The organism is Bartonella kosoyi (assembly GCF_003606325.2).
GTDB classification, from domain to species: Bacteria; Pseudomonadota; Alphaproteobacteria; order Rhizobiales; family Rhizobiaceae; genus Bartonella; species Bartonella kosoyi.
On sequence record NZ_CP031843.2, the window covers coordinates 1,295,632 to 1,322,298 of the forward strand.

Annotated in this window: 16 protein-coding genes; 7 read left to right on the top strand and 9 right to left on the bottom strand. The window is 37.6% G+C overall.

The window, feature by feature from the left end:
• Nucleotides 1–27: 27 nt before the first annotated feature.
• From rsmA to lptF, 6 genes are all read right to left on the bottom strand, one after another.
• Nucleotides 28–858: a 16S rRNA (adenine(1518)-N(6)/adenine(1519)-N(6))-dimethyltransferase RsmA gene (gene rsmA, locus D1093_RS05620; RefSeq protein ID WP_120101231.1), complete on the bottom strand. Its 831-nt coding sequence runs from the start codon at nucleotides 856–858 to the stop codon at nucleotides 28–30.
• Nucleotides 849–1,862 (bottom strand): 4-hydroxythreonine-4-phosphate dehydrogenase PdxA, encoded by a 1,014-nt coding sequence (gene pdxA / locus D1093_RS05625; protein WP_120101235.1) that lies wholly within the window; start codon nucleotides 1,860–1,862, stop codon nucleotides 849–851. The genes rsmA and pdxA overlap by 10 nt, the downstream gene beginning before the upstream one ends.
• Complete coding sequence (locus D1093_RS05630) at nucleotides 1,862–2,812, bottom strand: SurA N-terminal domain-containing protein (RefSeq protein ID WP_425290649.1); 951 nt, start codon at nucleotides 2,810–2,812, stop codon at nucleotides 1,862–1,864. Before D1093_RS05630 ends, pdxA begins: the two co-directional genes overlap by 1 nt.
• A 116-nt stretch (nucleotides 2,813–2,928) precedes the next feature.
• Nucleotides 2,929–5,283: an LPS-assembly protein LptD gene (locus tag D1093_RS05635; protein WP_120101239.1), complete on the bottom strand. Its 2,355-nt coding sequence runs from the start codon at nucleotides 5,281–5,283 to the stop codon at nucleotides 2,929–2,931.
• Entirely contained in the window at nucleotides 5,284–6,375 is a 1,092-nt protein-coding gene (lptG, locus tag D1093_RS05640; RefSeq protein WP_120101240.1) for an LPS export ABC transporter permease LptG, read from the bottom strand.
• A complete protein-coding gene (gene lptF / locus D1093_RS05645; protein ID WP_120102353.1) occupies nucleotides 6,372–7,562 on the bottom strand; it encodes an LPS export ABC transporter permease LptF in 1,191 nt (396 codons plus the stop codon). Before lptF ends, lptG begins: the two co-directional genes overlap by 4 nt.
• Nucleotides 7,563–7,969: 407 nt before the next feature.
• On the opposite strand from lptF, the gene D1093_RS05650 reads away from it, so the two are divergent.
• From D1093_RS05650 to D1093_RS05660, 3 genes are read left to right on the top strand one after another with little or no spacing between them, the layout of a single operon-like run.
• Nucleotides 7,970–8,416 carry a DNA polymerase III subunit chi gene (locus D1093_RS05650; protein ID WP_120101242.1) on the top strand — a complete coding sequence of 149 codons (447 nt, stop codon included), beginning with the start codon at nucleotides 7,970–7,972 and terminating at the stop codon, nucleotides 8,414–8,416.
• Nucleotides 8,416–8,595 carry a hypothetical protein gene (locus tag D1093_RS05655; protein ID WP_120101243.1) on the top strand — a complete coding sequence of 60 codons (180 nt, stop codon included), beginning with the start codon at nucleotides 8,416–8,418 and terminating at the stop codon, nucleotides 8,593–8,595. Before D1093_RS05650 ends, D1093_RS05655 begins: the two co-directional genes overlap by 1 nt.
• Complete coding sequence (locus D1093_RS05660; RefSeq protein WP_120102354.1) at nucleotides 8,585–8,848, top strand: hypothetical protein; 264 nt, start codon at nucleotides 8,585–8,587, stop codon at nucleotides 8,846–8,848. The genes D1093_RS05655 and D1093_RS05660 overlap by 11 nt, the downstream gene beginning before the upstream one ends.
• On the opposite strand, the gene D1093_RS05665 is transcribed toward D1093_RS05660, so the two are convergent.
• Entirely contained in the window at nucleotides 8,845–10,134 is a 1,290-nt protein-coding gene (locus tag D1093_RS05665; protein WP_005775049.1) for an MFS transporter, read from the bottom strand. The two genes, D1093_RS05660 and D1093_RS05665, sit on opposite strands and share 4 nt — an antisense overlap.
• 558 nt (nucleotides 10,135–10,692) lie before the next feature.
• Between D1093_RS05665 and bafA (D1093_RS05670) the strand changes: the two genes are divergently transcribed.
• From bafA (D1093_RS05670) to ndk, 4 genes are all read left to right on the top strand, one after another.
• Nucleotides 10,693–16,242, top strand: coding sequence for a BafA family autotransporter (gene bafA / locus D1093_RS05670; RefSeq protein WP_120101245.1), 5,550 nt, complete (start codon nucleotides 10,693–10,695; stop codon nucleotides 16,240–16,242).
• Nucleotides 16,243–16,593: 351 nt separating this feature from the next.
• A complete protein-coding gene (gene bafA / locus D1093_RS05675; RefSeq protein ID WP_120101246.1) occupies nucleotides 16,594–19,158 on the top strand; it encodes a BafA family autotransporter in 2,565 nt (854 codons plus the stop codon).
• A gap of 842 nt (nucleotides 19,159–20,000) precedes the next feature.
• Nucleotides 20,001–22,592, top strand: a complete 2,592-nt coding sequence (bafA, locus tag D1093_RS05680) for a BafA family autotransporter (protein WP_120101250.1) — start codon at nucleotides 20,001–20,003, stop codon at nucleotides 22,590–22,592.
• Nucleotides 22,593–22,989: 397 nt separating this feature from the next.
• Complete coding sequence (gene ndk, locus D1093_RS05685; protein WP_120101251.1) at nucleotides 22,990–23,412, top strand: nucleoside-diphosphate kinase; 423 nt, start codon at nucleotides 22,990–22,992, stop codon at nucleotides 23,410–23,412.
• A 316-nt stretch (nucleotides 23,413–23,728) separates the two neighbouring features.
• Here ndk and pgsA read toward each other — a convergent pair whose 3' ends face one another.
• Nucleotides 23,729–24,310 carry a CDP-diacylglycerol--glycerol-3-phosphate 3-phosphatidyltransferase gene (gene pgsA / locus D1093_RS05690; RefSeq protein ID WP_005773717.1) on the bottom strand — a complete coding sequence of 194 codons (582 nt, stop codon included), beginning with the start codon at nucleotides 24,308–24,310 and terminating at the stop codon, nucleotides 23,729–23,731.
• Between the two features lie 72 nt (nucleotides 24,311–24,382).
• Complete coding sequence (gene uvrC / locus D1093_RS05695; RefSeq protein ID WP_120101253.1) at nucleotides 24,383–26,368, bottom strand: excinuclease ABC subunit UvrC; 1,986 nt, start codon at nucleotides 26,366–26,368, stop codon at nucleotides 24,383–24,385.
• Nucleotides 26,369–26,667 lie beyond the last annotated feature (299 nt).

Genomic DNA, 26,667 nt, shown 5'->3' on the forward strand with positions numbered 1-26,667 from the left:
TTTATTGTTTTGAAACAGTTATACTTTTTAGGTTATCAAATTCGCTAAAGTTATAAATTCGGAAATAGAGAGCGTTTCAGCACGACGCGTTCCATCAATTCCAGCTTTTTCTAAAAGGACTTCACCTCCAAGTGTTTTGAGATTTTGACGAAGCATTTTTCGTCTTTGTCCAAAAGCGGTTTTTGTAACCAAGCTTAGTTTTTGCGCAGAGCAGACAAGAGGTTGAGTTCGTGGAATGATATGAACAACGGAAGAAGTTACTTTAGGCGCTGGTATGAAGGCTTGAGGAGGCACATCAAAAGCAATTTTAACCATGGTACGCCAGCCAGTTAAGACACTAAGACGTCCATAATGAGAAGATTGAGGTTTAGCCGTAATCCTTTGAGCGACTTCACGTTGAAACATCAATGTCATGGATTCATAAAAAGGAGGCCATGGTTCAACCAAAAGCCAATTTAATAAAAGTTGCGTTCCAATATTATAAGGAAGATTGGCAATAATGCGTGGTTTTTCTGGGATTGTTTCAAAGAGTTTTGAGAAATCTTGTTTCAATGCATCATTACAAATAACTTTTAATTTGTTCGGATAGTATTTTTCTATTTCTAAGAGAGCTGGTATACAGCGTTCATCGTGTTCTATTGCTGTTACAATGGCACCTTTTGCCAGCAAGGCGCGTGTGAGCCCTCCAGGACCAGGACCAATTTCAAGAACAGGTTTTCCTTCTATATTGCCTGCTTGACGAGCAATTTTAGAGGTTAAATTAAGGTCAAAAAGGAAATTTTGTCCCAAAGATTTATGCGCTTGCAATCCATATATATCGATGACCTCACGTAGAGGAGGAAGATTATCTATTGGCATGGTATCGAATTATTTTTTGCAAGTTGATGAGCAAGTTTGAGAGCAGCAATAAAGCTTTCAGGAGAGGCTATGCCTTTATCAGCAATGTCAAAAGCAGTTCCATGATCTGGAGACGTACGAATGAAAGGGAGACCTAACGTGACATTAACGGTGGTATCAAAATCTAATGTTTTAACAGGGATAAGAGCTTGATCATGATACATGCAAAGGGCAACATCATATGTTTTTCTTGCGCATTTGTGGAACATTGTATCGGCAGGAAGTGGACCTATAATATTGAGTCCTTTCTTTTTAAGATATTCAAGAGCAGGCGTGATCACTTCAAACTCTTCTTTTCCTATTGCGCCTTCTTCTCCAGCGTGAGGATTAAGACCAGCGACAGCGAGCCGAGGTGACGTTATTTTAAATCGTGTTTTTAAGTCATATTCAGTAATGAAGGCCGTTTGAATGATTAAATGACGGGTCAGCTGTGAAGGAACATCTTTGAATGGAATATGAACAGTTATTGGGATTGTTTTTAATTGAGGCCCAGCTAACATCATAACCGGATGATAAGATTTATGAAAAGTTTTATGAGCCAAATCAGCTAAAAATTCTGTATGACCTGGAAATTCAAATCCTGCATTATAAAGATTCTTTTTGGCAATAGGACAAGTAACCAATGCAGAAGCATGTCCATTTTGAATCAATTGAACACTGCGCTCAATAGCTTCAATGATTCCGGCAGCATTGTTTGGAGAAGGAAAAGCTAATTGGTCACTTTGTTTGTTTTTTAAGGGTATAATAGGGAGAGCGTTTTGAAAATTTTTGACAGGATTGGTGATTAAAACAGATTCCACCTCAACATCCATCTGTAAAAAACGAGCACGTGAACGAATAACATCTGGATCAGCGATAAGCACAAAAGCCGGAACTTGACGGGGAACACGCAAATTCCATGCTTTTAGAGCTATTTCAGGACCAATTCCGGCAGGATCACCACCACTAACAACAAGAGCAGTCATTATTGAATACGTGCTACGCGTCGCAGTTCTTCTAAATATTTTTCGCTTAATTCTTCAAGTTTTTTCGGACTTCTGTTTTTACTATCTTGAAGAGAAAATATCAGCCGAGAGACATAATCATCAGAAACCCTTTTTATTTTGCAAACAGCAATGGCTTCGATTCCATCAGATGTTTCTTGTAATTTTGTCATTTTTCCAGCAGGTGTTGCAAGAATAGCTTGCTCCCATGCACTGGGAAGTTGAGGTTCCAGAAACTTTCCTAAATGGCGGATTGTAACGTCTAAAATACCCCTTGCTTGATTGTGGGCATTTGCACATCCACGGAAATGTGCACGAAAATTGCTTGCTTCTCTTTGACGTCTTTCAAAGATTTCTGAACGACGATGTGCAGGAATAACAAAAACAATGCGCTGTAATGTATATTCATTGGTTGAAGGTTTCACACCACCATTTTTTAATATTCTGCGCACAGCCTCTTGTTCACTAACCATACCCATTTGAGCTTGATAGCGTGCGCTAACAAGACGCCCCCATCCTATTTGTCCACGGATATAATTTTTGAAATGTTGCACAGTAATATCATTTTGGATCAGAATCTGATTGAGCTGATCAATGGTCATATTATTTTGCGTTGCAAAGTTTTCAAAAGCTCTATCAACCTCATCATTGCTGACCTCAACATTACGACGTTTTATTTCAATATTTTTTAGCTCTTCGTCGATTAGCTCTTTTTTAGCCTGTGCCACCAAATTGCCTTGCTTTTGTTGCAATCTGAGAAATGCAACACGCCTTTGTATATCATAATTTGTGATAGGATTGCCATTAACTGTAATAACAATAGCTGTCTGCGCAAAGGCTGACGGAATCAAAAATTGATTTATGAGCAGGCTGCTTACACTCAAAGATGTAATATAAAATAAAGCAAGAACACGCGTTTTCAATTTATTCATGTAAATAAGCTTTCGCATTGTTTATTAATTCTCATCAATAACTTAAACTATACGCTTTCTTTCATAAAAACAATAATAAGTTAAATCACTTATACATTCTCTTTATAAATTTGAATCTATTTTTTTCCGATATCTGCGATTGTACGCAATGAAAGAGAGAAATTAAAGTTCTGCAAAGGTGTTTTTCTTCCCGGATTCATTACCTGTTGATAACCGAATGTTACCCCGAAACATTCATCGGCATAATTCAAGCTAATTCCTCGTTTTATAAATGTGTGAGATACGAGATCATAACCGGCGTTACTATTAATGGACCAATAGTCTGCCAGTTTTAAGCCTGTTTGAAAAGAAATTTCTTGGCGCTCTTGTGAATATTCGTAATTCGGTTGGCTTGCGATATAAGCATATTGTACAGAGGCCCAAAACTTTTTCCACATTTGTGATGCTTCAATTTCACTACGTCGGATTTTTCCTGTTTTTTTGTCAAAGCGTCCACGCGTTTCTAAGGAAAAACCGTTTTTATGGGTTGCACCAAACATAGCAACATAGTCTGAACGTTTTGCCTCTAAGCTAGAATGAATACCGACATTAACAAAGTCTTTTTCTGCAAAAGAATTCTTTCCTGCCAGATGAAAGGACTGTCCAATAAGACCATAAAGAGACCAATTGTCATTAAAGTTTCCGGAATATCTTAGACCTATATTGGCTCTTGTCCCACCTTCTACACGATCATAACCAGAAAATTTATTTCGTTGAAAAAGAGTGGTTGCATCAAAGACAAAGCTTTGTGCATCTTCATTTGGAAGTTGTCCGATATATTGTTCATTATTGCGTATAAAAATTTGTGCGGTTGGTTCTATAATATGTGTAGAATGAGCAGCTGTAATAAGGAAGGGATAACGTGCTTCCAATCCTGCTGTTGCCATGCCACGAATTTTTGAGCCGCGAATTGTGGATAAGGCATTGTTTTCTCCAGAAGCAGCATGATTTTCTTGTCCATTGATTGTAAGGATGTCAGCCCGTAGAGAGAGAAGGGGGGTTAATATGAGGCCATTGTGCGTGTTAAAGCGCTTTTTCCACTGAAGCTCATTTGTTAAACGCAAACTATTTCCAGCCATACCAGAAAGTCGTACAGTGTTGAGAGGATTTTTGTTCCAGTTGGGTGAAGTGAAATCGGCATGACGCCGGTAAATTGATTGTATATTGCTGTGGAAAGTAAGCTCTCCATTATAAATGGGCTCATCTGGTGTAAAAGAATAATCGATACGTGGTAGAACCCATGCTTGTTGAGAGTGACGTTCATAATGAGGATCGTTCAATATCGAATCTTGAATTTTAAAATGATAAAAACGCATGTCAAAATAGTTTTTTCCTGCAAGGCCGTTCAGATAGATCTGAGAAAGTTGTGTAGGATCGCTATAGTTTTCAAGCTTGTAGGCACGACTAAAATGCCGATCGGATTGTGCCAGAATATCCCATCCATAAGTCCAGTATGAATTAAGACGAAAGTCCCCTTTTGTCGCCAACATATAACGGTTTTTATGCTGTGCATCAATCGTATCATTGTCAAATCTATGCGGTTTCACTTGATAGATATAAGCAAAGCGAATGTTATAACGGCCCATTTTTAAACGTTGACGCCATTCCCCTTCGGTTAAAAGCCCTTGTTGAGTATAAACCGTAGAAGAAAGCGTAAAATCATAATGGGGAGCGAGATTCCAGAAATAAGAATTCTTTATCCCCATACCAAGATAATCAGTATAGAAAAAATGAGGTGTAAGCAGACCGCTAGCACGCCTGACAGTTGGATCATAGAGCTCAAAATTTGGAAATTTTATAATTGGTACACCAAAAACTTCAAAACTGCTATTTTCAAACCGAATTTTTTTAACACTATTATTCCATATGATCTTTCTGGCTTTAATTTTCCAAAGCACTTCTCTATCTGGTTTATAAGAGCAAGGTTCACAGGCTGTATAGGTTGCATTTTCAAAAATTGTTATCTGATTGTTTTTGCGTGTGGCATTTTGAGCGGCAAAGTGTACATTGTTGGCTGTGTCAATACGTAAGGCATTGACAAAACCCTCGCCAAGATCTTTGGTCATATCAATTTGATTAGAATAAATCTTATTACCATCTCTTTGAGTAATTTCAACATTTCCTTGTGCGATAAGCCGTCCTGTTTTTTGGTTGTAAATGATTTTTTGAGCGACAACTTTATTGCCATCATATTCGACTTGGACATTTCCTTGTGCAGAAACAGTGTTTTCATCACGATTGTAAATGAGTTCATCCGCAGAAAGCAAAAGAGGACGTCCTGAGTTTTGAATGCGACTTTGAGCAGGAGACATAAGGCTTTGAGCGTATGCACAATAAGGCAATGCTCCCCCTAAAATAATCGCCATAACACTTCTAAAAGCGAGAGCACTTAATTTTGTTAAAATGATTTTCTTACGCATTAATGCTTTCACTTAGCCATCCTCTTTATGAAGTAAAAAAGAGATTCCCAAGAATAATGCAATAACAACAGGTGTCCAAGCGGCAATAATTGGTGAAATATATCCAGCATTACCAAAAGCTTGAACGAGTACAGAAATAACGTAAAGCATAAATCCAGCGATTACGCCACCAAGAATCAACATTCTAGATTGCCCAAAACGCGTAAAATTTAAAGATACAGTTGCTGCAATGAGAGTCATTGCCACAAGCAATGCCGGTAAGGCAATCAAAGATTGTAAATACATATCAAAATTATGAGCGGAATAACCAAATGAACGTGCAATCATAATTTTTTGGGGCAATTGGTAAAATGGAATAGTTGCTGGGTTCACTAGACGCTCCGTTAAAAATTCAGGTTTGAGATTGGTTTTTATTTTCAGCACGGTAAATTTTTCAGGAGGATGTCCTATTTTATAGATTGTGCCGTTTGTTAAGAACCAAGCGTCATGGGTCAAAGTTGCTTTTGGGGTGTTAATCCAATTTTTGATGGTTGCGTCGTCTTTGTATTGTACAAAGGTTGCATCGAGAAGAGAAAGTCCTTGATCAGTGATAAATTTAGCACCAATGGTTGTTCTGCCTAAATCTGTACGCTGTGTTAACCAATGGATACGTGTATCATGAAGAGATGTTAGCACATTATGATTGCGCCATTCAGTCATCATTTTTTCTGCTTGAGAAAATCCCCATGCAGCAAGTGGATTAATGAGAAAAATTGACAATAATCCTAAAAGAAAAGCGCCCAAACAAGCAGGCATAAGAAATTGCCATGCAGAAACACCAATTGAGCGTGTCACGACAAGTTCAAGTTTTTTGTTAAGCGAGATAAGCGTTGCCATGGCAGAAAAGAGTGCAATAAAAGGGATAAGTTGTTGCATAATAAAAGGGATGCGTAAAACAGAGAGGAGAAATGCATCCTTTGCTGTATAATGCGGAAGGGAAGGAAGCCTTCCAGAGTTTTCTGTAAAATCGATTAAAAGAGCAAGAACAAAAATCCCTCCCCAAAAATAACACGTTATCTTAAAGTAACGTATAAAAAAATAGCGTCCAAGTGTCCACCCAATCATGATATTTTATCCAGAGAATCTTGAGATTTTCGATGTTCAAATTTGTTCACTATTTTTTGAAAAATGGTTTGCAGTATCTCATAAAATTTTGCGGGGAGTCCAATTTTATGATTCGTTAAAAGCATAAAAAAGATAAATAGACTTGTCCCTATGGGTGTAAGATAAAGGAGAGGAACATATGCAAGGTCGTTCTTTGCTTTTTCGGCGAAAAAATACCCTATCCAATAGATCAGAAAAGAAAGGGCAATCGCCGAAAAGTTTGCGGAGTGGCGTGTTTGTCGATGGGAGCCTACATTTCCCGCCGCTGCTAATGCAATAAGTGAAAAAACGATTGGATAGAGCCATTGGGTTAGTCGGCGGTGAAACTCAGCTTTATATTGGAGTGGTTTTCGTTGATAGTAGAGATCTTTTGGGTCAGGGTTTTGTAAATAAGAAAGAGACCGATCTTTTGGATAAAGAGTAGGTGTTTTATCGCTGGGAATAAATTCCCCTAAGCTAAAGGTGTATGCGCTAAATTGAACGATTGAAACGCTATTATTTTCATGATTGACTCTTTCTATTTCACCGTTATTGAGGATTAAAAAACGACCATTTTTATTGCTTACAATGGAGGCTTTTGTTGCGTAATAAAAAAGATCAGTTTTAGGGTCACGCTGGTCGGCAATGAAAAGACGTTCAAGTGTGCCGTTTGGTTTGCGTTCACCAATTTCTATGTAAAGGTTATTGGCGAGTTTTTGAAAGCTTCCTTCACTAATGAATAGATTAATAAGATCAAAGTGAGCATTGGCTAACATTTGTCGCATATGAAGACGCGCTTGAGGAACAACAAAATTAGCTATAGAAAAGGAAATACATGATGCAACAATAGCAATAAGAAGAATCGGTTTCCAAACAGTACTCTTAGGGAAGCCAGAGGCATTAATAATAGCAAGTTCTGAGTCTTGATTCATTGCTGAAAGGATAGTTGTCACTGCGATTACTAATGCAAATGGAATGACAAGAAAAATAACAGAAGGAACCAATGAAAGTGAAAATTGCAAAACTGTGAGGAGTGTTTGTTTACTTGTTGTGAGAAAATTTATCCGTGCAAGAATTTGCACCGTCCAACTAACGCCCACTGCTGCAATCAAAACAGAACTAAACAAAACAAAGACACGCTTCAGGATGTAAAACTCAATAATACGCATAAATTGGGGAACACCCTCAGTCTTCAATTCGATAGCCAATATTTCTACTGCTTTCGGTTAAAATATAATAAAGTTTAAAAAACATCCCTCCATGGATTGGACGTTTTTATTAAATAAATAATATAAAAATTGCTCGCTAAATTTCCTTTAATTTTTCCACACATTATATTTTATTTTCAACGATAGTCTACAAAGAATCTAGGAAATAACTTAAAAAACTTTTTTATTAATGTTAGAAATAAAAAAATATCTTTTAAAGAGTTTTTTAATGACGGGCAAAAAGATAATGCATCTCAATCGAAAAAGAGGTTTATATCTTGAAGCGTTTCCCTTTTATATGAAGGATATAGAAGTTTCTCTAAAAAAGATGTTAGCTTTTTTATAAAGGGTAAAGAGGGCTTAAGAGGTTGGATATTTTATTCTATCATTTGACGCAGTCAACGTTGAAAGATATTTTGCCAACGCTTGTAGAGCGGGCATTAGCGCGTTTTGGTAAGGTAACAATACAATGTGTGAGTAAAGAACAACGCGATTCTATCGATATGCATTTATGGGTTTATGCTGATGAATCATTTATTGGACATGGAACGGAGTGTGATCAATATGCAAACCTTCAGCCTGTATTTTTGACGATAGGACAAGAAAATCCGAATGATTCAAAGATTCGTTTTCTCACAGAGGGAGCTGTGTGTTCGAATATCGATTCTTATCAACGTCTTGTTGTGCTCTTTGATGGTAGAAATGATGAGCAGTTGAATTTTGCTCGGGCACAGTGGAAAAAATATAAAATGGAAAATCATAATTTAACGTATTGGCAACAGACTGAAGATCTTCGTTGGGAAAAACAGGTCTAATGCGTCTCGTATCTTTTATTCTGGTTTTTATAGGATTGGTAGGAATCGTAAATCCAGCACTTTTTATTGCAGAAGGATCAGGGGGAGGGCGTTGGGTCTTTGTTGTGATTTTTCTTTTAGGCATGCTAAAGATATGGCCTATAATAAAAAAAATGAAACGGCATGATGATGGTTATTGATCGAATTTTGCTCGTTTTATGGGCTGTGATGTTGGCTTTTTTTTGCGTTTCGTGGTTAGGGACAACGCATATCCTATCAGGAATGTTCGCTGTTGCTGATAGCAGCAATATTGCGGATTTTTTATTTTTCTTTTTGAGTGCATTGTTTGCGGGAATATTGTGGTGGAGTATACCACACCCCATGTCTCTAAAAATGAGACTGGCAGCATTTTTTCTGCCAGTCCTTATTTTATTCTTCGTTATTATATTTTAGTTAGATATTTCATCATCTGTAAATCCGACAAAACAAATCAGTGAAACAAAAGAAGCAAAAAGCAAATAATAGCCGATATAAGATGTATCAAAATGTTGCACCAAATATTCCGCAATATAAGGTGCAAGAGAGGCTCCTACGATACCAGATAAGTTAAAAGTAATAGAAGAGCCTGTGTACCGAATGGCTGTTGGGTATGGTGAAGCCAAAACAGCACCAAGAGGACTGTATATCATTCCCATGATAGACAGACCAATGACAGACATTGCAAGAACCCCTATAACTCCAGAATTTAAAAAATAAGGAATTGCGAAAGAATAGATACCGGTGATGATTGTAATCCAAATCATCAAAGTTCTCCGTCTAATACGATCAGCAAGTCTTCCAGTAATGATCGTAAAAATTCCACAGAAAATAGCACCGACAATTTCAACTTGAAGAGCTTGATAATATGACAACTGCAAATGATTTGTTGAATAGCTTAACAAATATGCAGTAACCAAGTAAAACAAAACAAATGTTCCCATACCAGAAAATATTCCAAGAAATAAGATTCGTGGACATTTTAAAAAGACATCGATGATAGGAACTTTGACACGTTCTTTACTTTCAAGATTTTTTTTGAATTGAACAGTTTCATTGATTGAAAGACGAACCCATAATCCTATAATCATGAAAATAATTGAAGCAATGAAAGGGATGCGCCATCCCCAAGCGACAAGTGCATCATGATCAAGGAAGTATAACAGGCCTAAATAAACAGCAATGGATAAAAACAAACCGATAGGAACGCCCAATTGGGGAAACATTGCATACCAGCCTCGCTTTTCTGGAGGGGCATTTTCTGTTGCGAGCAAAACAGCACCCCCCCATTCTCCTCCTAATCCCATTCCTTGTCCAATACGGCACAAGGTTAAGAGGAAAGGGGCAAGCCACCCAGCGGTTTCATATGTGGGAAGAAAACCAATAATGACTGTTGAAAGCCCCATTGTGAGAAGAGAGGCGATAAGGGTTGCTTTTCTTCCAATTTTATCTCCAAAATGTCCAAAAACAATCGATCCAAAGGGCCGAGAAAAAAAGGCTGCTCCAAAGATCAGGAAAGATTGTAAAATGGCAATCTGATCATTTTGTGTTGGAAAAAACACATGAGGAAATATGAGCGCTGCGGCAGTGGCAAAGACATAGAAATCAAAGAATTCAATTGTTGGGCCAATAAGGCTTGCAAACAAAATGCGACGAGGGGAATTTCTGTTGCTTGTATCTTGCATTTCTAAGTTTATAGACATGAATAGAATGTCCCTTTCAGTATATGACAAATCAAATATGAATTAACCAACTATAATTATAAAAATTTCAAATCAGTGTCGAGTCGATATTATGATGTTTCTTAATATATTCGAACAATGATGATGGACTGATGAACATCAATAAGTGTTTTTCATATTATTAAAATTGAAGTGAGTAAAGAAACTATTTTAAACGCTGTAGAAATGAAAATATGGAGCCATAAAAATCCTCCTCATGCATAGTGCTATTTCCTTTAAAATTTAACTATTTTTATTTATTGAGGATCAATCTGCTTCGTAGATTAATGTTTTAGAAATATTAAAAAATTTTTTTATGAATATAATTATAACACTTTTTAAGTGTATGTAATAAAAATAAACCTTTTAGTTGTGCATACATTTAAAAACACATGGTGTATATTTGATCTGTCAAAGCTTAATCATCAAATGCTTTGTTATCTTAAAAAATATGCGGTTGCGCCATTACAGAATGTTGTTTTGGTCTATGCACTTTTTTCTAAATGAGGGATTTAAATTTAGAATGATGGAGTGTGAATAATGCAACGTAAATTGAAATTAAGTTTTTGGATGCTAATGGCCAGTAGTTTTTTTGTAAAGGTTGCGAGTGCAGATGGAGTATCCACACTAAAAGAAAAGCGATTAACACCTGTAGGGATCAGTGAACAGCTAGAAGAGACACGAAAATTATTATCAAAAGTGAGGAGCTTAAAAGAAAAAACGGGGGGAGCAAAAATGATAATGTATGAAAAGACAATAGAAGAAAGAAAGCTTCCAGAAGAGGAAAGGAAGAAATTAGAAAATCTGTTCTTTAAAGTCCTTACAAATTCAATAATAAGCAATGGTGCTGCTATCTATATTATTAACCGTGATTCTGAAGGTTCTGGTGAAACAGTAAATAGCTTTAGCTATGAGGATGCAGGCTATTCCATCAATAATACGGTTCAGGAGGGTGGAAAACTTTACATTGATGCAGCAAGTGTTAGTCGGGATACAACAATTGAGCATGGGGGGATTGAGTTTGTCCAAAATCTAAGTACTTCAGAATATGCCACGGTTAAAAAAGGGGGGCAACAAATTGTTGAAAGTGGTGCAAATGCTGAAGGGACTAAAATCCATGGAGGTGAGCAGATTATTTGGGGTAAGGGAATTCTTGGAGATGGTTTGGATCTTGAAGATAAGGCAAGTAGTGCTTATGGCACTGAAATTCAGGCTGCCGATGGAATGCCAGGAATACAAAGTGTCTATAGTGGGGGGATGGCTGTTGATACAAGGGTTATGAAAGGAGGCGTTCAGAATCTTGATGGTCAAGAGAATTTTAATAACAGCTTCTCAGAAGATGCTGATACAGCCGATACAGAAGATGACGATTTTACAATCAATGAGGGGTCTTTTGCACTGAGTACTGAACTTTTTAAAAATGGGGCGCAGAATATCTTAGCAGGAGGGAATGCGAGTGAAGTTACTTTATATGATCATGCTACTCAAAAGATATATAATTCTGGATACGCGGATAATCTAACAATTAATCATCAAGCAAGGTCATGGGTTTTCGCCGGTGCAATATTAGATAAGGACACAAATGTTTATGATTTTGGCAGCCTCTATCTTTATGCTGGGAATGGTGAAGCTATTACGGAAGTAGAAAATCTTAATTTAAATGGAGAAGATACCAAGCTATATATTATTGTTTCTGAAGATATTTCTTCCGAAGATAACGGCAAAAAACCTCAGGTTAATATCCAGAATTTAAAAGGAAATGGGAGAGTTATTTTTACGTCTTTAGGGGCTCATAAGCATTACTCTGAGCTTAATATTGAGGATCTTTCAGGTTCTTTCCATTTCGATTTTAATGTCAACTTTGCCAAGCGTCTTAGTGATTATCTTATCATTAAAGAAAGGAGCTCTGGTTCTCATACCATAAGTGTGATGGATTCTGGGCGTGAAATTACAAATTCTTCTCACAAAAAGCTTAAATTAATTTCTGATCATAGTGGAGATGCGCGTTTTACTCTGACAAATACTTTTGGTGAAAAAATCGAAACGATTGATGCTGGAACCTATCGGTATCGTTTGAAGCATAGAAAAGATAAAGGCACCGGTAAAATTTGGTATTTAGATGCGAATTATGCTCTTGATGAGACAAATGCTTTATTTTCTGATTTTAGCTTGCAGTCATCTACTTCTTCATTACCGGATGAACTTACAGAATTGACTATTGAAAAGGGAATGATTGTCACGATTGCTGATCCTAGCTTTGACATGAGCAGCACAAAAGTTAAGAGTAATGGAGAAACTTCAATTAGTAATACAGTTAAAGATGGTGGAAAGCTCTCTGTTTATAGCGGTGGTTTTAGCTTGTATACGACAATTCAAAGAGGCGGGATTGAGCTTATTAAAATACAGGGGCTTTCTCAGGATAGTGCTGTTCATAAAGGTGGACAACAAAGGATTGAAGAGGGGGGAAAAGCTGAAGGGGCTAAAATTTATAGTGGTGAGCAGTTGGTTTCAGGAAAATCTAATATCCAAGGGGAGATGGTAAGGAGCAGCGCCTATGACACCGTCATTTCTGGTGAAAATGGGGTGCGAGGATATCAGAATGTGTATGATGATGGAGAGGTTTTTCATACAAAGATTATGGAAGGAGGGGTACAAAATCTTTATGTAGAAGGGGATCTAAACGATTATAGTAGTTTTGCATTTAATACAGAGGTCTTTTCTGGTGGAGAGCAACACGTTTTAGCGGGGGGAATGGCTTTTGGTGTTACTTTACAAGGGAATGCTTTTCAGAAAATAGATTTAGGGGGGTATGTAAAAGATTTAATCATTAAGGATCAAGCACAATCGTGGTTACATCTTGGTGCAACATTAGAAGGAAGCACCATGATTCATGATTCTGGACGAATTTATCTGTATGCTGGCCCTGATCAATCTCGTACTGAAGTCGAAAAAATTGTTTTAAATGGCAAAGGTACAAGATTGTATGCTATTGCTTCTAAGATGGATGGCGAAAGTTCTTTGATTGAGAACTTAAGTGGTGATGGTCGTGTTATTTTTACTTCTACCGTATTGAATCCACATTACTCTAAACTTGAGGTCGGGAATCTTTCAGGGAACTTACATTTTAGATTGAATACCAATTTTGAGGAGCAGCGCGGTGATTATCTCCTTATCAAAAAGGGGGAAGGACATCACACCATAAGCGTGATTGATTCTGGTATTGAAATTGCCAATTCTTCTCTACAAAATCAGAACTTAGCTTTAGAGCTTGATTTAATTCATGAACAAAGCGGAAATGCGCATTTTACTCTGACAGATTTTTCTGGTGAAAAGACAAGTATGATTGATGGTGGAGCCTACCTGTATGATCTAAAGACGAAAGATCATAACGGTGGAAAGATTTGGTATTTGGCACCGTTGGAAACAACTTCTACTTCTGTAATCCCCTCACCTCATGCCGAATCGCCTATAGATAAGCTTCCTGAAACAGAAGAAAATATGACACCATCGCAAGATGTTAATATTAATTTTGATCCATATTCTAATGTCATTAATTTCAGTATTCGTGAGGGAGGAGGAATTCTACAAAACTTTTTGCTTGATGATGACAGGGTAGTTTATATCTCTGATGATAGAGAGCAAGGTGCTCTTAAGCAATCCATTAACGTTACAGTTGAGGGATCTGGAAGACTTTATGTTGAATCTGGTGGTTTTGTTAAGAATACAACAATTGAAAATGGTGGTTCTGAGATTATAGGGGAACAGGGAATTTCGGATTCTACGATTATTTACGAGGGCGGGCAACAAAAGGTAGAAGGAGGAGGAACAGCATTGCAGACTACAATCTACGGTGGTGATCAGCTGATTTGGGGAGATGGATACGTGAATGGTGGGATTGTTGGAAGCAGTGCTTATGATACGATAATTTATAGTCAGGGGGATACACTCGGACAGCAGAATGTGTATGATGATGGAATGGCTGTCAGAACAAAAGTGATGAGTGGAGGAATACAAACTCTTGCTAAATGGTTTCCTGATGATGATAACTTTGCAGAAAAAGCCGGTGGTTTAGCCATAAATACTGAGGTTTTTGCGGATGGTGTACAGAGGGTATTCGCAGGGGGTGAAGCAAATACAGTAATTTTACGCACTGGTGGTGCTCAAGAAGTTCACGCTGGGGGCATTGTAAAAAATCTAACAATTGAAGAGGGAGCCAATTCATGGGTCTTTGCTGGTGCAATGTTAGAAGGAAAAATAAAAATTCATGATTTGGGGCAACTCCATCTTTATGCTGGAAATGATCATTTTTATACTGAAAAAAATCATCAGACGACAGTCAACGATATCAATTTAGAGGGAGAGAATGCTAAATTATATTCTATTTCTAATGGATATGGAAACACAGAAACGTATATTAAAAAGCTGAGTGGTGTAGGAGATATTATTTTTACTTCTACACAATCCGATTTACATTACTCTCAGCTTTATGTTGATGACCTTTCTGGGAGTCTTCATTTCAATTTTAATGTCAGTCTTGCAGAAGGAGAAGGTGACTATCTTTTTATCAAAAATGGTTATGGCTCTCACACAATAAGTGTGGTTGATTCTGGTATTGAAATTGTTGATCCTTCTTCAACAGAACTTGATTTAATTTTAGATCAAAGTGGAGGCGCTTCTTTTACTCTACAAAGTTTTTCTGGTGCAAAAATTGGAATGGTTGATGGTGGAACTTATACCTATGGCTTAAAACACAAAAATATTGAGAATGAAGAGGGAAAAGTTTGGTATTTATCTGCAGTTTACATGGATAGAGCGCCAAGAGGACCACGGAGGATAAGCAGATCTGCCCGGCATTTAAGTCAAAATCAACCAGTTTCTTCTCTTTCAACGCTTACAAATACACAAGAGCATGCGATTAAATTACCTCGTCAAAGAGAAAACCGTCGAAATTCGAATTCAAAATCCTCAACTTCTGTTTCTTCAATTGTTTCAAATCTGGGAAGTCAAATGATTAAAGGAGCCGTTCCAACAGTTTCACATCCTCTTTCTGGTGACAAACAACAGATGGCTGTTTCAGCTTCTTCTCAAGTTTTAGCCGATCAGATGACTTTGCGTCCAAGCAATCAGAAGCAACCTTCTCCACAATTGAGTGAGACACTTTCAGGTTCTCAGTTTTTAACCACGCCTTCTACAGATGCAGTTTTGTCTATGTCTGTAGCGCCAGCGATGATGTTTCACAATGAAATGCAAAGCGTGCGTTCGGGAAGAGGAATTCTAGATCACAGTAAAAAGAATACGGCTTTATGGAGCTATGCGATTAAAGCAAAAGAGAGCATAGCAACAGAGCATATAGATTTTAAGCTCGATCAGACAGGGATCGTTTTAGGGATCAATGGCTTAAGCGAGTGGGAAAATGGAGAATTTTATATAGGTGGTTTTGGCAGTTATGATCGTGTCCGTGTTGCGCATGCACGGGGGGGCACCAGTGGTATCAATAGTTATGGCATTGGGGCTTATGTCACTTATTTAGATCATAGTGGATGGTATCTGGATGCTCTTTTAAAATATAACCATTATCAAAATACCCTAAAGGCTGTTTCCACGAATGGTTTAGGGATTGAAGGAACTTATACGCAATGGGCTGTGGGAACTTCTTTTGAAGCCGGTTATCGACTTCAGACGTCTAAGAGTAGTTGGTTGCAGCCTTATGGACAATTTACTTGGTTGCAAGTTGAGGGAAAAGAAATCAAGTTATCGAATGACATGAGAGGTGATATACGTCCCTTCACTTCATTGCGCAGTGAGGTTGGTCTGTCTTTAGGGTATGAATTTGGCTCTGGCATGGCTTCTTCCTCACAGGCATATATTACCGCAGCATGGATGCGTGAGCATAAAGATGAGAATCAAACGGTGATTAATGAACGCCATGCATTTACGAGCGATTTATCGGGTAATGCGGGTAAATTAGGGATAGGTTTGAGCAGTTTTGTGAGTGAGAAGTTAAAGTTATATGGAGAGGCTCATTATGTTAAAGGGCGTAAAACAAAACAGTCTCTTCAGGGAATTATAGGAGTACGCTATCATTTCTAATTATAAGAGTATAGTTATCTTTCAAATCTATAATTATTTTTGAAAGTTTTTAATAAAGCGTAAATAACTTTTCAGAGCCTGCAAACTCGCTTTTCATGACAGATTATATGCTCTAATTTTATATTATAGTTTATGATGTGTTACTTTTTTTCTTTGAAGAAAAAACTTTGAAGAAATATAGGAATTTCCTTATATTTTTGGTCAAAAACGCATTGAAGAGATGGTAAAGAACAGTTCTTTGAGTGAAGTAATGAGGCTACTCAGAAGAATTATTACAATCTAAGGTTGAAAATATATTTTGTAGAGCTAGTTACGTTTTGTGTCTATGCAGGCGTAAAGAGGGGGGAGGATATGGCTACACAATATAAATGGAAACGAAATTTTTGGATACTCATGTTGAGCAGCTGTTTTGTACAGGCTGCTTCTGCAAGTGAGGGGGGGGCATCGCTTTTTTGTCAATCTTCGAGTTATGAAAATGATCAAGTATTTCAGGATCAATACAATGAAGATATGAAAACGGGAAGATGCATCCTTGGAGCATCGAATGATGGCATTGTAAGAACGCGCAATGAATTAGGCTTTTTAAAAAAGCCTAGCGATTTTACCCTTGTTAAGGGTACTAGAATATTTGCAAGCCAGCAGGAGTTTGACAGCAGTCATCATAACAATGTTGGGTATAATGCACATGAACAAAATACTACGTTTCTTAAAAAACCAGAGCTTATCTTCATTAAAGATGGGGCACTGCTTGAAAATTATGTCCTTGATAATGAAGGTAAAGCATACATTTCCAATGATGGTGAGATTGATAGTCCAGGGCGGTCTATCGATAACACGGTAAAAAATGGTGCGCAGCTTTATGTGTATGCAGGAGGTCTCAGTGAGAATAGTAAAATTGAACATGGTGGAATTGAAAATGTTCAGGCTTTAAAGGGCAAACAAGGCTTTTCAAAAAATGCTGTCGTTAAAGAAGGCGGACAACAAAGTGTTGGAAATGGAGGAAAAGTAGAGGGGACTAAAATTTATGGTGGGGAGCAGCTTGTTTTCGGAGAGGGGGATGTTGGAGGAGAGATTAAAGGGAGTAGCGCTTCTCATACAGTCATTTATGGTCAAGATGAAATATTAGGCCAACAAAAAGTATATGACGGGGGTAAAGTTTGGAATACAAAAGTTATGCGAGGGGGCATCCAAGAGGTTGGAAAAAAGTCTGAAGATGCAAAAAATAGTGGTTTTGCATTTGATACAGAAGTTTTTGCTGGTGGTAAACAGCATATCTTAAAAGGCGGTCAGGCTATTGGAGTCACTTTAAATGAGAACGCTATTCAGGAAATAGATACGGATGGATCTGTAAAAAATCTAACAATGAATGATGAAACAAAATCATGGGTGCATGCTGGAGCGACATTAGAAGGTAAAACACAGGTAAATCATTCTGGGCAGCTTCATCTTTATGCTGGGAATGAACAACATCGCACCACAGTAGAGGATATTCTTTTAAATGGAAAAGAGACAAAACTGTATTCACTCACGGATGAGTCTGATGGAAAAAGCTCTTTAATACAAAAATTAGGTGGTGAGGGAAGTGTTATTTTTGCGTTTACAGGTTCTGATCCCTATTATTCTCAGCTTCATGTGAATAATCTTTCAGGAAGTTTACATTTCGCGTTCAATACCACCATTGCTCATAGCCGTGGTGATTATCTCTTCGTTGAGAAAGGGGCTGGGAATCATACGATTAGTGTTGCTGATTCTGGCGTTGAAATCACGGAACCTTTTTCAAACAAGCGTGATTTAATTACGGATCAAAGTGGTGGAGCGCATTTTACGCTGACAGATCTTAAGGGCGAAAATATTAATGCCCTTGATGGTGGAACTTATATGTATGGTCTGAAAGAAAGAAAGGGTGAAAATGGAAAAGTTTGGTTTTTATCTGCAGACCGTCTCAGTGGACCGGAAAACTCTATTCCAGATCCTACAAATCCGTTCATTCCTGGGGGAACATTAACCACTCCTTCTACGGATGCAGTGTTAACGTTGTCTGTCGTCCCTGGACTTATTTTTAACAATGAATTGCAAATTGTCCGGAATGGTAGAAAAATTTGGAACAGAAATAGAAAAGATATCGAGCTATGGACTTATGGGATTAAGAGCAGAGAACGCATTGCGACAGGCCATACACACTTTAAGCTTGGGCAGACAGGTTTAGTTTTTGGTGCTGATCAGTTGAATGAATTAAGGCATGGAGAATTATATGTTGGTGGTTTCGGTAGTTATGATCAAGCACGTGTTTCCCATGCACGAGAGGGGGACAGTGATTTAAGCTCTTATAGCATTGGAACTTACGCAACTTATTTTGATCACCGTGGATGGTATATGGATGGTGTTTTGAAATATAATTATTATAAAGATAATTTGAAAGCCATCTCAACAAATGGTTTAGTAATTCAAAGTCATTACAATCAATGGGCAATCGGTGGATCATTTGAAATTGGTTGTTATTTTGAACCGGCGCCAAATACTTGGATGCAGCCTTATATCAAGCTAACAGGTCTCCAGGTTGAAGGTAAAAAAATAAAACTTTCCAATGGAATGGTCGGTGATTTAAGTCCATTAGTTTCATTCCGTAGTGAAGTTGGATTGACAGCAGGACATGAATTCTTTGTGAATTCAGAAACTTCATTAACAGCTTATATAATGGCAGCTTGGTTGCGTGAGAATATAAATAATAATCATGCGACAATTAATAATCAGTATAAATTTATCACAGACTTATCGGGTAGTGCGGGTAAATTAGGGATTGGTTTAAACAGTTCGGTCAATGATAACCTAACACTTTATGCGGAAGCATATTATTTAAAAGGACATAAGATTAAAAATGCTCTTCAAGGTATTTTAGGATTGCGCTATAGTTTCTAAGTACATCTTTATACGGCTGATTAACTTTACAAATATCATTGTTTCGCATGATTAAACAGATAACGCTTCACTACGTCTTTTTGAGAGTATAGAGACCTTTTCAAACAGTAAGGATACTTTTATACTCTCTTTTAAAGCAAGGTATTCATTTAATAAAAACAATTCATTGTTTTGCATGTTGAATGAGAGTCTTGAATATTGTAGGATTTTCTTATTCCAAATCTACTCCATTTTGAATCAATCAAAATAATTTGCTTGCACGTCATAAATAGGGAAGAGTGCCGTGTAGAGTAAAATTGTACACGAAAGCACTCAAAATGCTTCTGATGGACCACTTTAAGTGTTAAGAACTATCGCGACATTTTAGGGCTGGTAAAGTGTGTGATGGAGCCAACTTGCTTTACCATAAGTGTAAAGATGGAGGTCTTTAATGGATTTAATTATACTATTCATTATCGACGTTAGGAAATGGATTCACGGCATATTGAGAGATGTTTCTTTAAAACAGATCCGTGAATATGCAATCCAAGGGCGCTCTGTTTTACATAAGGGGTGGGACCTCGTTAAAGGGCATGGGCACTTTTCCCTCCATAATTTGAAATACAAATATGTAAATTATTCCTTGAACTCAAGTAAACAGTTTGAATTTTATACAGTTTTTTCCCTTCAGTTAGCGTTTTTAGTGTTTGATAAAATAACAACCTACAGTTGTTTAAATTAAAAAAAATACACTAAAAAATTGTATTTAGACATAAATAAAACACATTATGATACAATCTAAGACGCGTTACCTACGTAGCCGCGGGATATTTTTCTAAATAATTGAGAGTGGAGTGTGGATAATGAGGTATAAATACAAATTAAGTTTTTCAGTATTGATGATAAGTAGTTGTCTTGTGCAATCTGCAAGTGCAGTAGACAGTGGGAATAGAGGGCTAACAAGAACAACCCATGTGGGAAATGGAGAAGAGGAACGAAAAAAATTAGAAATGATTGCACGTATTTTCAAAAATAATATGACGATTAAATATGGGGAAGTAGAGCTTGTTGATAATGGAAGTATTTCGGTGGCGTCCTCTATTAAAAAAGGAGGGATGCAAATAGTTACACGCGGAGGAACTACAATGGGGGCCAAAATTTTGGGTGGTCAGCAGTTTGTTCATGAAGAGCCAAATATTGATTTTGCACTCGTGTTGAGACGAAGTAGTGCGTATAATTCCACAGTTACGGGTGGAGATGGAGCGATAGGACAGCAGAATGTGTATGATGGGGGAGGTGCTTGGTATGCGAAAGTGGGGAAGGATGGAGAACAAAATCTTTATGCGGGGCAAAGAAAGGAAGGGGGGAGAGCAACGGCTACAGAAGTCTCTGATAATGGTAAGCAGCACGTTTTAGCGCTAGGAGAATCTGTGAAAACTACTTTGAAGAATCAGGCTATTCAAGTTGTCTATCCTAGAGGGCTGGTGAATACTTTAACAATTACGGATTATGCCAAATCGTGGCTACATGTTGGCGCAAAAGATGTCACTGGAGAAGTAAGGGTCAATGGTCATGGGGAACTTTATTTATTTGCTGGTGATAGGACAAATCATACGGCTAAGAAAAATATTCCTCTAGAAGGAAAACCTGATGAAATAATATTTGAGGTTGGTGAACGGAATATCCAACATAAACCACAGATAAAAATTGAAGATTTAGGGGGGAATGGAGGGACTGTTATTTTTGATTCTATTCCGTATGATCCACGTCATATTTCACTTTATGTTCAAAAGCTTTCGGGTGATTTACATTTTCGTTTTAATATCAATGCTACGGGAGATCATAATAGCGATTATTTGTTGATCGATAATGGCTCAGGTAATCACAAAGTAAGTGTTACAGATTCGGGGCGAGAGATTACAGACGCTCTCTCACAAAGGAATAGTTTAGTTGGCGGAATCAATTTGATTACCGATAGAAGCCAAGGTGAAGGAGCTAACTTTACTCTGGCAGATCTTTCGGGGAGGGGTATTACAGCTGTTGATGGTGGAACCTATCAGTATCGCTTAGAGAAGAGAACTAGATGTGCTAATTCTAGTGGTCATTCTAAAATTTGGTATTTAATTAGAGCCACTGAAAATTCAGAACGTTCTAGTGCTGAAGTACAATGTGCAAACAAGAAAGCTAAGGATCCTGTTGTATTATCTCCTGATGTGGGGACACAGTCTGATCAAGGCGCTTCTTCCAAGAGAAAAGATATCAGTCCTCAAAGGCTTACTAAAACACAGCAATCTAAGCCACGACCTCCACGTCATTTAAGCGAAGCGCAAAATGGTTCGAGTATTTCAGTATCTTCTTCTCAAGAAAATCAGACTCGTGTCGTGTCGCCGCCATCAGTTTCACATCCTCTTTCTGGTGATAAACAACAGATGGCTGTTTCAGCTTCTTCTCAAGTTTTAGCCGATCAGATGACTTTGCGTCCAAGCAATCAGAAGCAACCTTCTCCACAATTGAGTGAGACACTTTCAGGTTCTCAGTTTTTAACCACGCCTTCTACAGATGCAGTTTTGTCTATGTCTGTAGCGCCAGCGATGATGTTTCACAATGAAATGCAAAGTGTGCGTTCGGGAAGAGGAATTCTAGATCACAGTAAAAAGAGTACGGCTTTATGGAGCTATGCGATTAAAGCAAAAGAAAGCATAGCGACAGAGCATATAGATTTTAAGCTCGATCAGACAGGGATCGTTTTAGGGATCAATGGCTTAAGCGAGTGGGAAAATGGAGAATTTTATATAGGTGGTTTTGGCAGTTATGATCGTGTCCGTGTTGCGCATGCACGGGGGGGCACCAGTGGTATCAATAGTTATGGCATTGGGGCTTATGTCACTTATTTAGATCATAGTGGATGGTATCTGGATGCTCTTTTAAAATATAACCATTATCAAAATACCCTAAAGGCTGTTTCCACGAATGGTTTAGGGATTGAAGGAACTTATACGCAATGGGCTGTGGGAACTTCTTTTGAAGCCGGTTATCGACTTCAGACGTCTAAGAGTAGTTGGTTGCAGCCTTATGGGCAATTTACTTGGTTGCAAGTTGAGGGAAAAGAAATCAAGTTATCGAATGACATGAGAGGTGATATACGTCCCTTCACTTCATTGCGCAGTGAGGTTGGTCTGTCTTTAGGGTATGAATTTGGCTCTGGCATGGCTTCTTCCTCACAGGCATATATTACCGCAGCATGGATGCGTGAGCATAAAGATGAGAATCAAACGGTGATTAATGAACGCCATGCATTTACGAGCGATTTATCGGGTAATGCGGGTAAATTAGGGATAGGTTTGAGCAGTTTTGTGAGTGAGAAGTTAAAGTTATATGGAGAGGCTCATTATGTTAAAGGGCGTAAAACAAAACAGTCTCTTCAGGGAATTATAGGAGTACGCTATCATTTCTAATGATAGGGGTGTTTTTCAATTGATCTCAGTGTGTGAGGAAGTTTTCCAACCTAGATACGAAGTGTCTTGGTTTGTCTTCTTTAAAGAAGAAGGTTTTCATAAAAGGTATTTATTTTTACAAGTTGGTTTTTTCTTATAATGTTTATCGCTTAAATGGTAATTTTGATGGGAAGCATTTAGGAGTACAATAAGGAGTTCAACATTTATTGAGAGCTCGGTGTGCATCTTATGATGGGAGGGATAATTGTAGGTATATCTATTTTATTGAAGTCTTTTTTACACTTCATTCTATATATTCGAGAATTTATGTAGATTTTTGCAAAGTCACTTGGCAAAGGACTGCCTGCTCGCTATAGAAACAGTCAGAGAATATTATCAATGAAATAAAGGTGAGTAAATGGCTTTAGAGCGTACTTTTTCGATGATTAAACCAGATGCAACACGTCGTAATTTGACAGGCGCAATTACCAAAATGCTTGAGGATGCGGGCTTACGTGTTATTGCCTCTAAACGTGTGTGGATGAGCAAGCGTGAGGCTGAAAATTTTTATGCTGTTCATAAAGAACGCCCTTTTTTTAGCGAATTGGTTGAATTTATGTCTTCTGGTCCAACAATTTTACAGGTTTTGGAAGGAGAAAATGCAATAGCTAAAAACCGTGAAGTGATGGGTGCTACAAATCCTAGTGATGCAGAAGAAGGGACAATTCGTAAGGTTCATGCTTTGTCGATTGGTGAAAATTCTGTCCATGGATCTGATAGTGCGGAAACGGCAAAGACAGAAATTGCTTTTTGGTTTTCTGAGAGAGAAATTGTTGGTTAATAAAAGCGTAAATAAGAAGCAAAAGCCCAGAGCAGTATGTTTTGGGTTTTTGCTTACAAGAATAGATCTCTTTGACAGATATGGAGATACATCGCTTTTTTCGCTTTTAATATTACAACTGTTTTTGTGGGGAGAGAAAGCCTCTTTATTCTTTTCTTGAATGTCTTTTATCTGGACACCAACTTTGTTTGTGATGGGCAAAAGGAATGTTTTAATTGATTGATCATCAATAGATTTAAAATAAGTAGATTTATGGGTATCTTTTCTTGTTTAAGGTGCATAAAGATAAATGATCATTATAAATCAAGAGACAATTTCATGAGATGACATGTTTTAAACCTGCACGAAAATAATCCCACCCTGTCCACAATGTAAGAAGGGCGGCAATCCACAGCATAGTAATGCCAAATTCCACCGTGTAAGGAAAAACTTTATTACCTGCTGGTCCTGCTAAAAGAAAGATAATAGCGATCATTTGGACAAAAGTTTTCCATTTTGCAAGACGAGAGACTGGAACGCTCACTTTTAATTCAGCTAAATATTCACGTAATCCTGATACAAGAATTTCTCGGCACAGAATGATAATGGCTGCCCATAGAGTCCATCCAGCGATGGTACTGTCTGCGGCAAGCAAGAGTAAGCACGCAGAGACGAGAAGTTTATCGGCAATTGGATCTAACATGCGACCAATATTGGATGTTTGTTCCCAAATACGGGCAAGATAACCATCAAGAAAATCAGTAATAGATGCAATGATAAAAATGGACACGGCAATCCAGCGTGCGATATCACTTGATTGGAGGCGTCCTTCTACAAAAAAGCATGCAACAACCATTGGGACTGCAACAATTCGTGCATAAGTTAAAAGATTCGGAAAAGAAAAAGTATGATTTTTCATAGAGTGATTTTCAATTCTTGTGAAGGAGAACATATTCTCCAAAAGTAACAAGGCTAAAGTGATGAAACAAGCCTATTTTTCATTAAAATGGTTATGAATTTTTTGTGCGATTGCAAGAGAGATTCCTGTCACTTTTTTCAAGTCTTCAAGTGAGGCACCAGCAACAGCCTTGGCACTTCCAAAATGATGAAGCAATGCACGTTTTCTTGACGGACCGATATTTTCGATTTCATCAAGTGGATTTTTGAATGTTGCTTTTTTTCGTTTTATTCTATGCGTTCCAATAGCAAAACGATGTGCTTCATCACGCAGACGTTGCAAAAAATAGAGGATAGGATCACGGGGGGGAAGTGTAAAAGGAGGAATACCTTTTATAAAAAACCGTTCACGTCCCGCATGACGGTCAACACCTTTGGCTATTCCAACAACGGTGATTAGGTTATTCAATTGTAATTCAGCAAGGATTGTATGCACACTGTTAATTTGTCCTTCACCACCATCGATTAAGATAAGATCAGGCCAAATGGGAAAAAGATCATTCTCTTGATCTTGTCTGTCCTGACTTTTACTAGGCAAATCATGCTCTTTGATAAGGCGTGAAAATCTTCGTTTAATCACTTCTTTCATCATGCCAAAATCATCACCAGGCGTGATATCTGTTGAGCGAATGTTGAATTTGCGATATTGATTTTTAACAAATCCCATTTGACCAGCAACAATCATAGCCCCTACAGAATTTGTTCCCATAATATGAGAATTGTCGTAGACTTCTATACGGCGAGGAAGAAAAGGCAGTTGGAATGTTTTAGCAAGCCCCTGAAGTAATTTTGTATGGGTAGCTGTTTCAGCGAGCTTATGTTCAAGTGCTTCATGAGCATTGAGAGAGGCGTGGTTAACAAGCGTTTTCCGTTCACCTTGCTTGGGTAAAGAGAGAGACACTTTGTGATTTGCTTTGAGACTCAATGCTTCTGTAAGAAGTGTTTTTTCTTCAATTTCTTCAGACAAAAGGATGTTTTTTGGAAGGGGTTTGTCATCGTAAAATTGGGCAAGAAAACTCGCTAAAATTTCAGTACGGGAAAAAGAGGGATCTGCTTTAGGAAAATAGGCACGGTTTCCCCAATTTTGCCCCATGCGAAAAAAGAACACTTGAATACAAGTCATTCCTTCCTTTTGAGCAATTGCAAAGACATCTGCTTCTTTTATCGTTTGAGGATTAATGCCTTGATGGCTTTGTATGTGAGAAAGGGCTGATAAGCGATCGCGATAAGAAGCGGCTTGTTCAAAATCAAGATTTTCTGCAGCTTTATGCATAGCTTGAACCATATCATTTTTAACTGATTGATCTTTTCCCGAAAGAAACGCTTTTGCGTCTTTCACCAGCTCTTTATAATCACTCTCACTAATTTCATAAGTACAAGGTGCAGAACATCGCTTAATTTGATAAAGCAAACAGGGACGCGTACGGTTTTCAAAAATTGCATCGGTACAGGTTCGTAATAAAAAAGCGCGTTGCAAAACATGAATTGTTTGTGTCACTGCACCAGCAGAAGCAAAAGGCCCAAAATAATGCGCTTTTTGTGTTCGAGCACCGCGATGTTTATAAAGTGCAGGGGCTCGATGATCATTTGTGATCATGATATATGGGAAGCTTTTATCATCACGGAGTAATACATTAAAATGGGGATGCAATCTTTTGATGAGATTGGCTTCTAAAAGGAGTGCTTCTGTTTCTGTATGGGTAACGATAAATTCCATATGATATGTTGCACGAATCATACGGGTAATACGATTATTATGTCCTTTTTCACGTGCATAGTTTGAAACACGTTTTTTAAGATTACGAGCTTTGCCAACGTAGAGAATATCACCATTTTCACCAATCATTCGGTAAACTCCTGGCTTATGCGGAAGATGTTTAACAAATTCTTGTATGAATTTAACACCTTGGAATTGATTTTTCTCATTGCTGTGATTGGCATTGCTCCATGTAAGGTTAGAGAGAAAAGAAAGCTTTTCTCGTTCATTTTCCGGACAATTTATATTATTTTTTAGGATCATTCCGTTTATCAAGAAATTCTTTTTGTTTAACGTATGAAATATTCTTTTTTATTTAATAACGATTATCTATGTCTTTAATAATTTTTGTCCATCAATAACATATTATAGCATAAAAGTGTGATTTTAGAGTGCCTATCTTTCATAAAAAATATGAGAGTTGTTTATTTAAGACAGCTTTATGAACGCGCCAATTGTTTCATTAAAAATGATTAGAAGAGGAAATCCATAATGATAAGAGGAAAAATTTTCTAAAAGAAAAAATAATAAAGAGTTAACATATTGATTTATAAAGATAATTT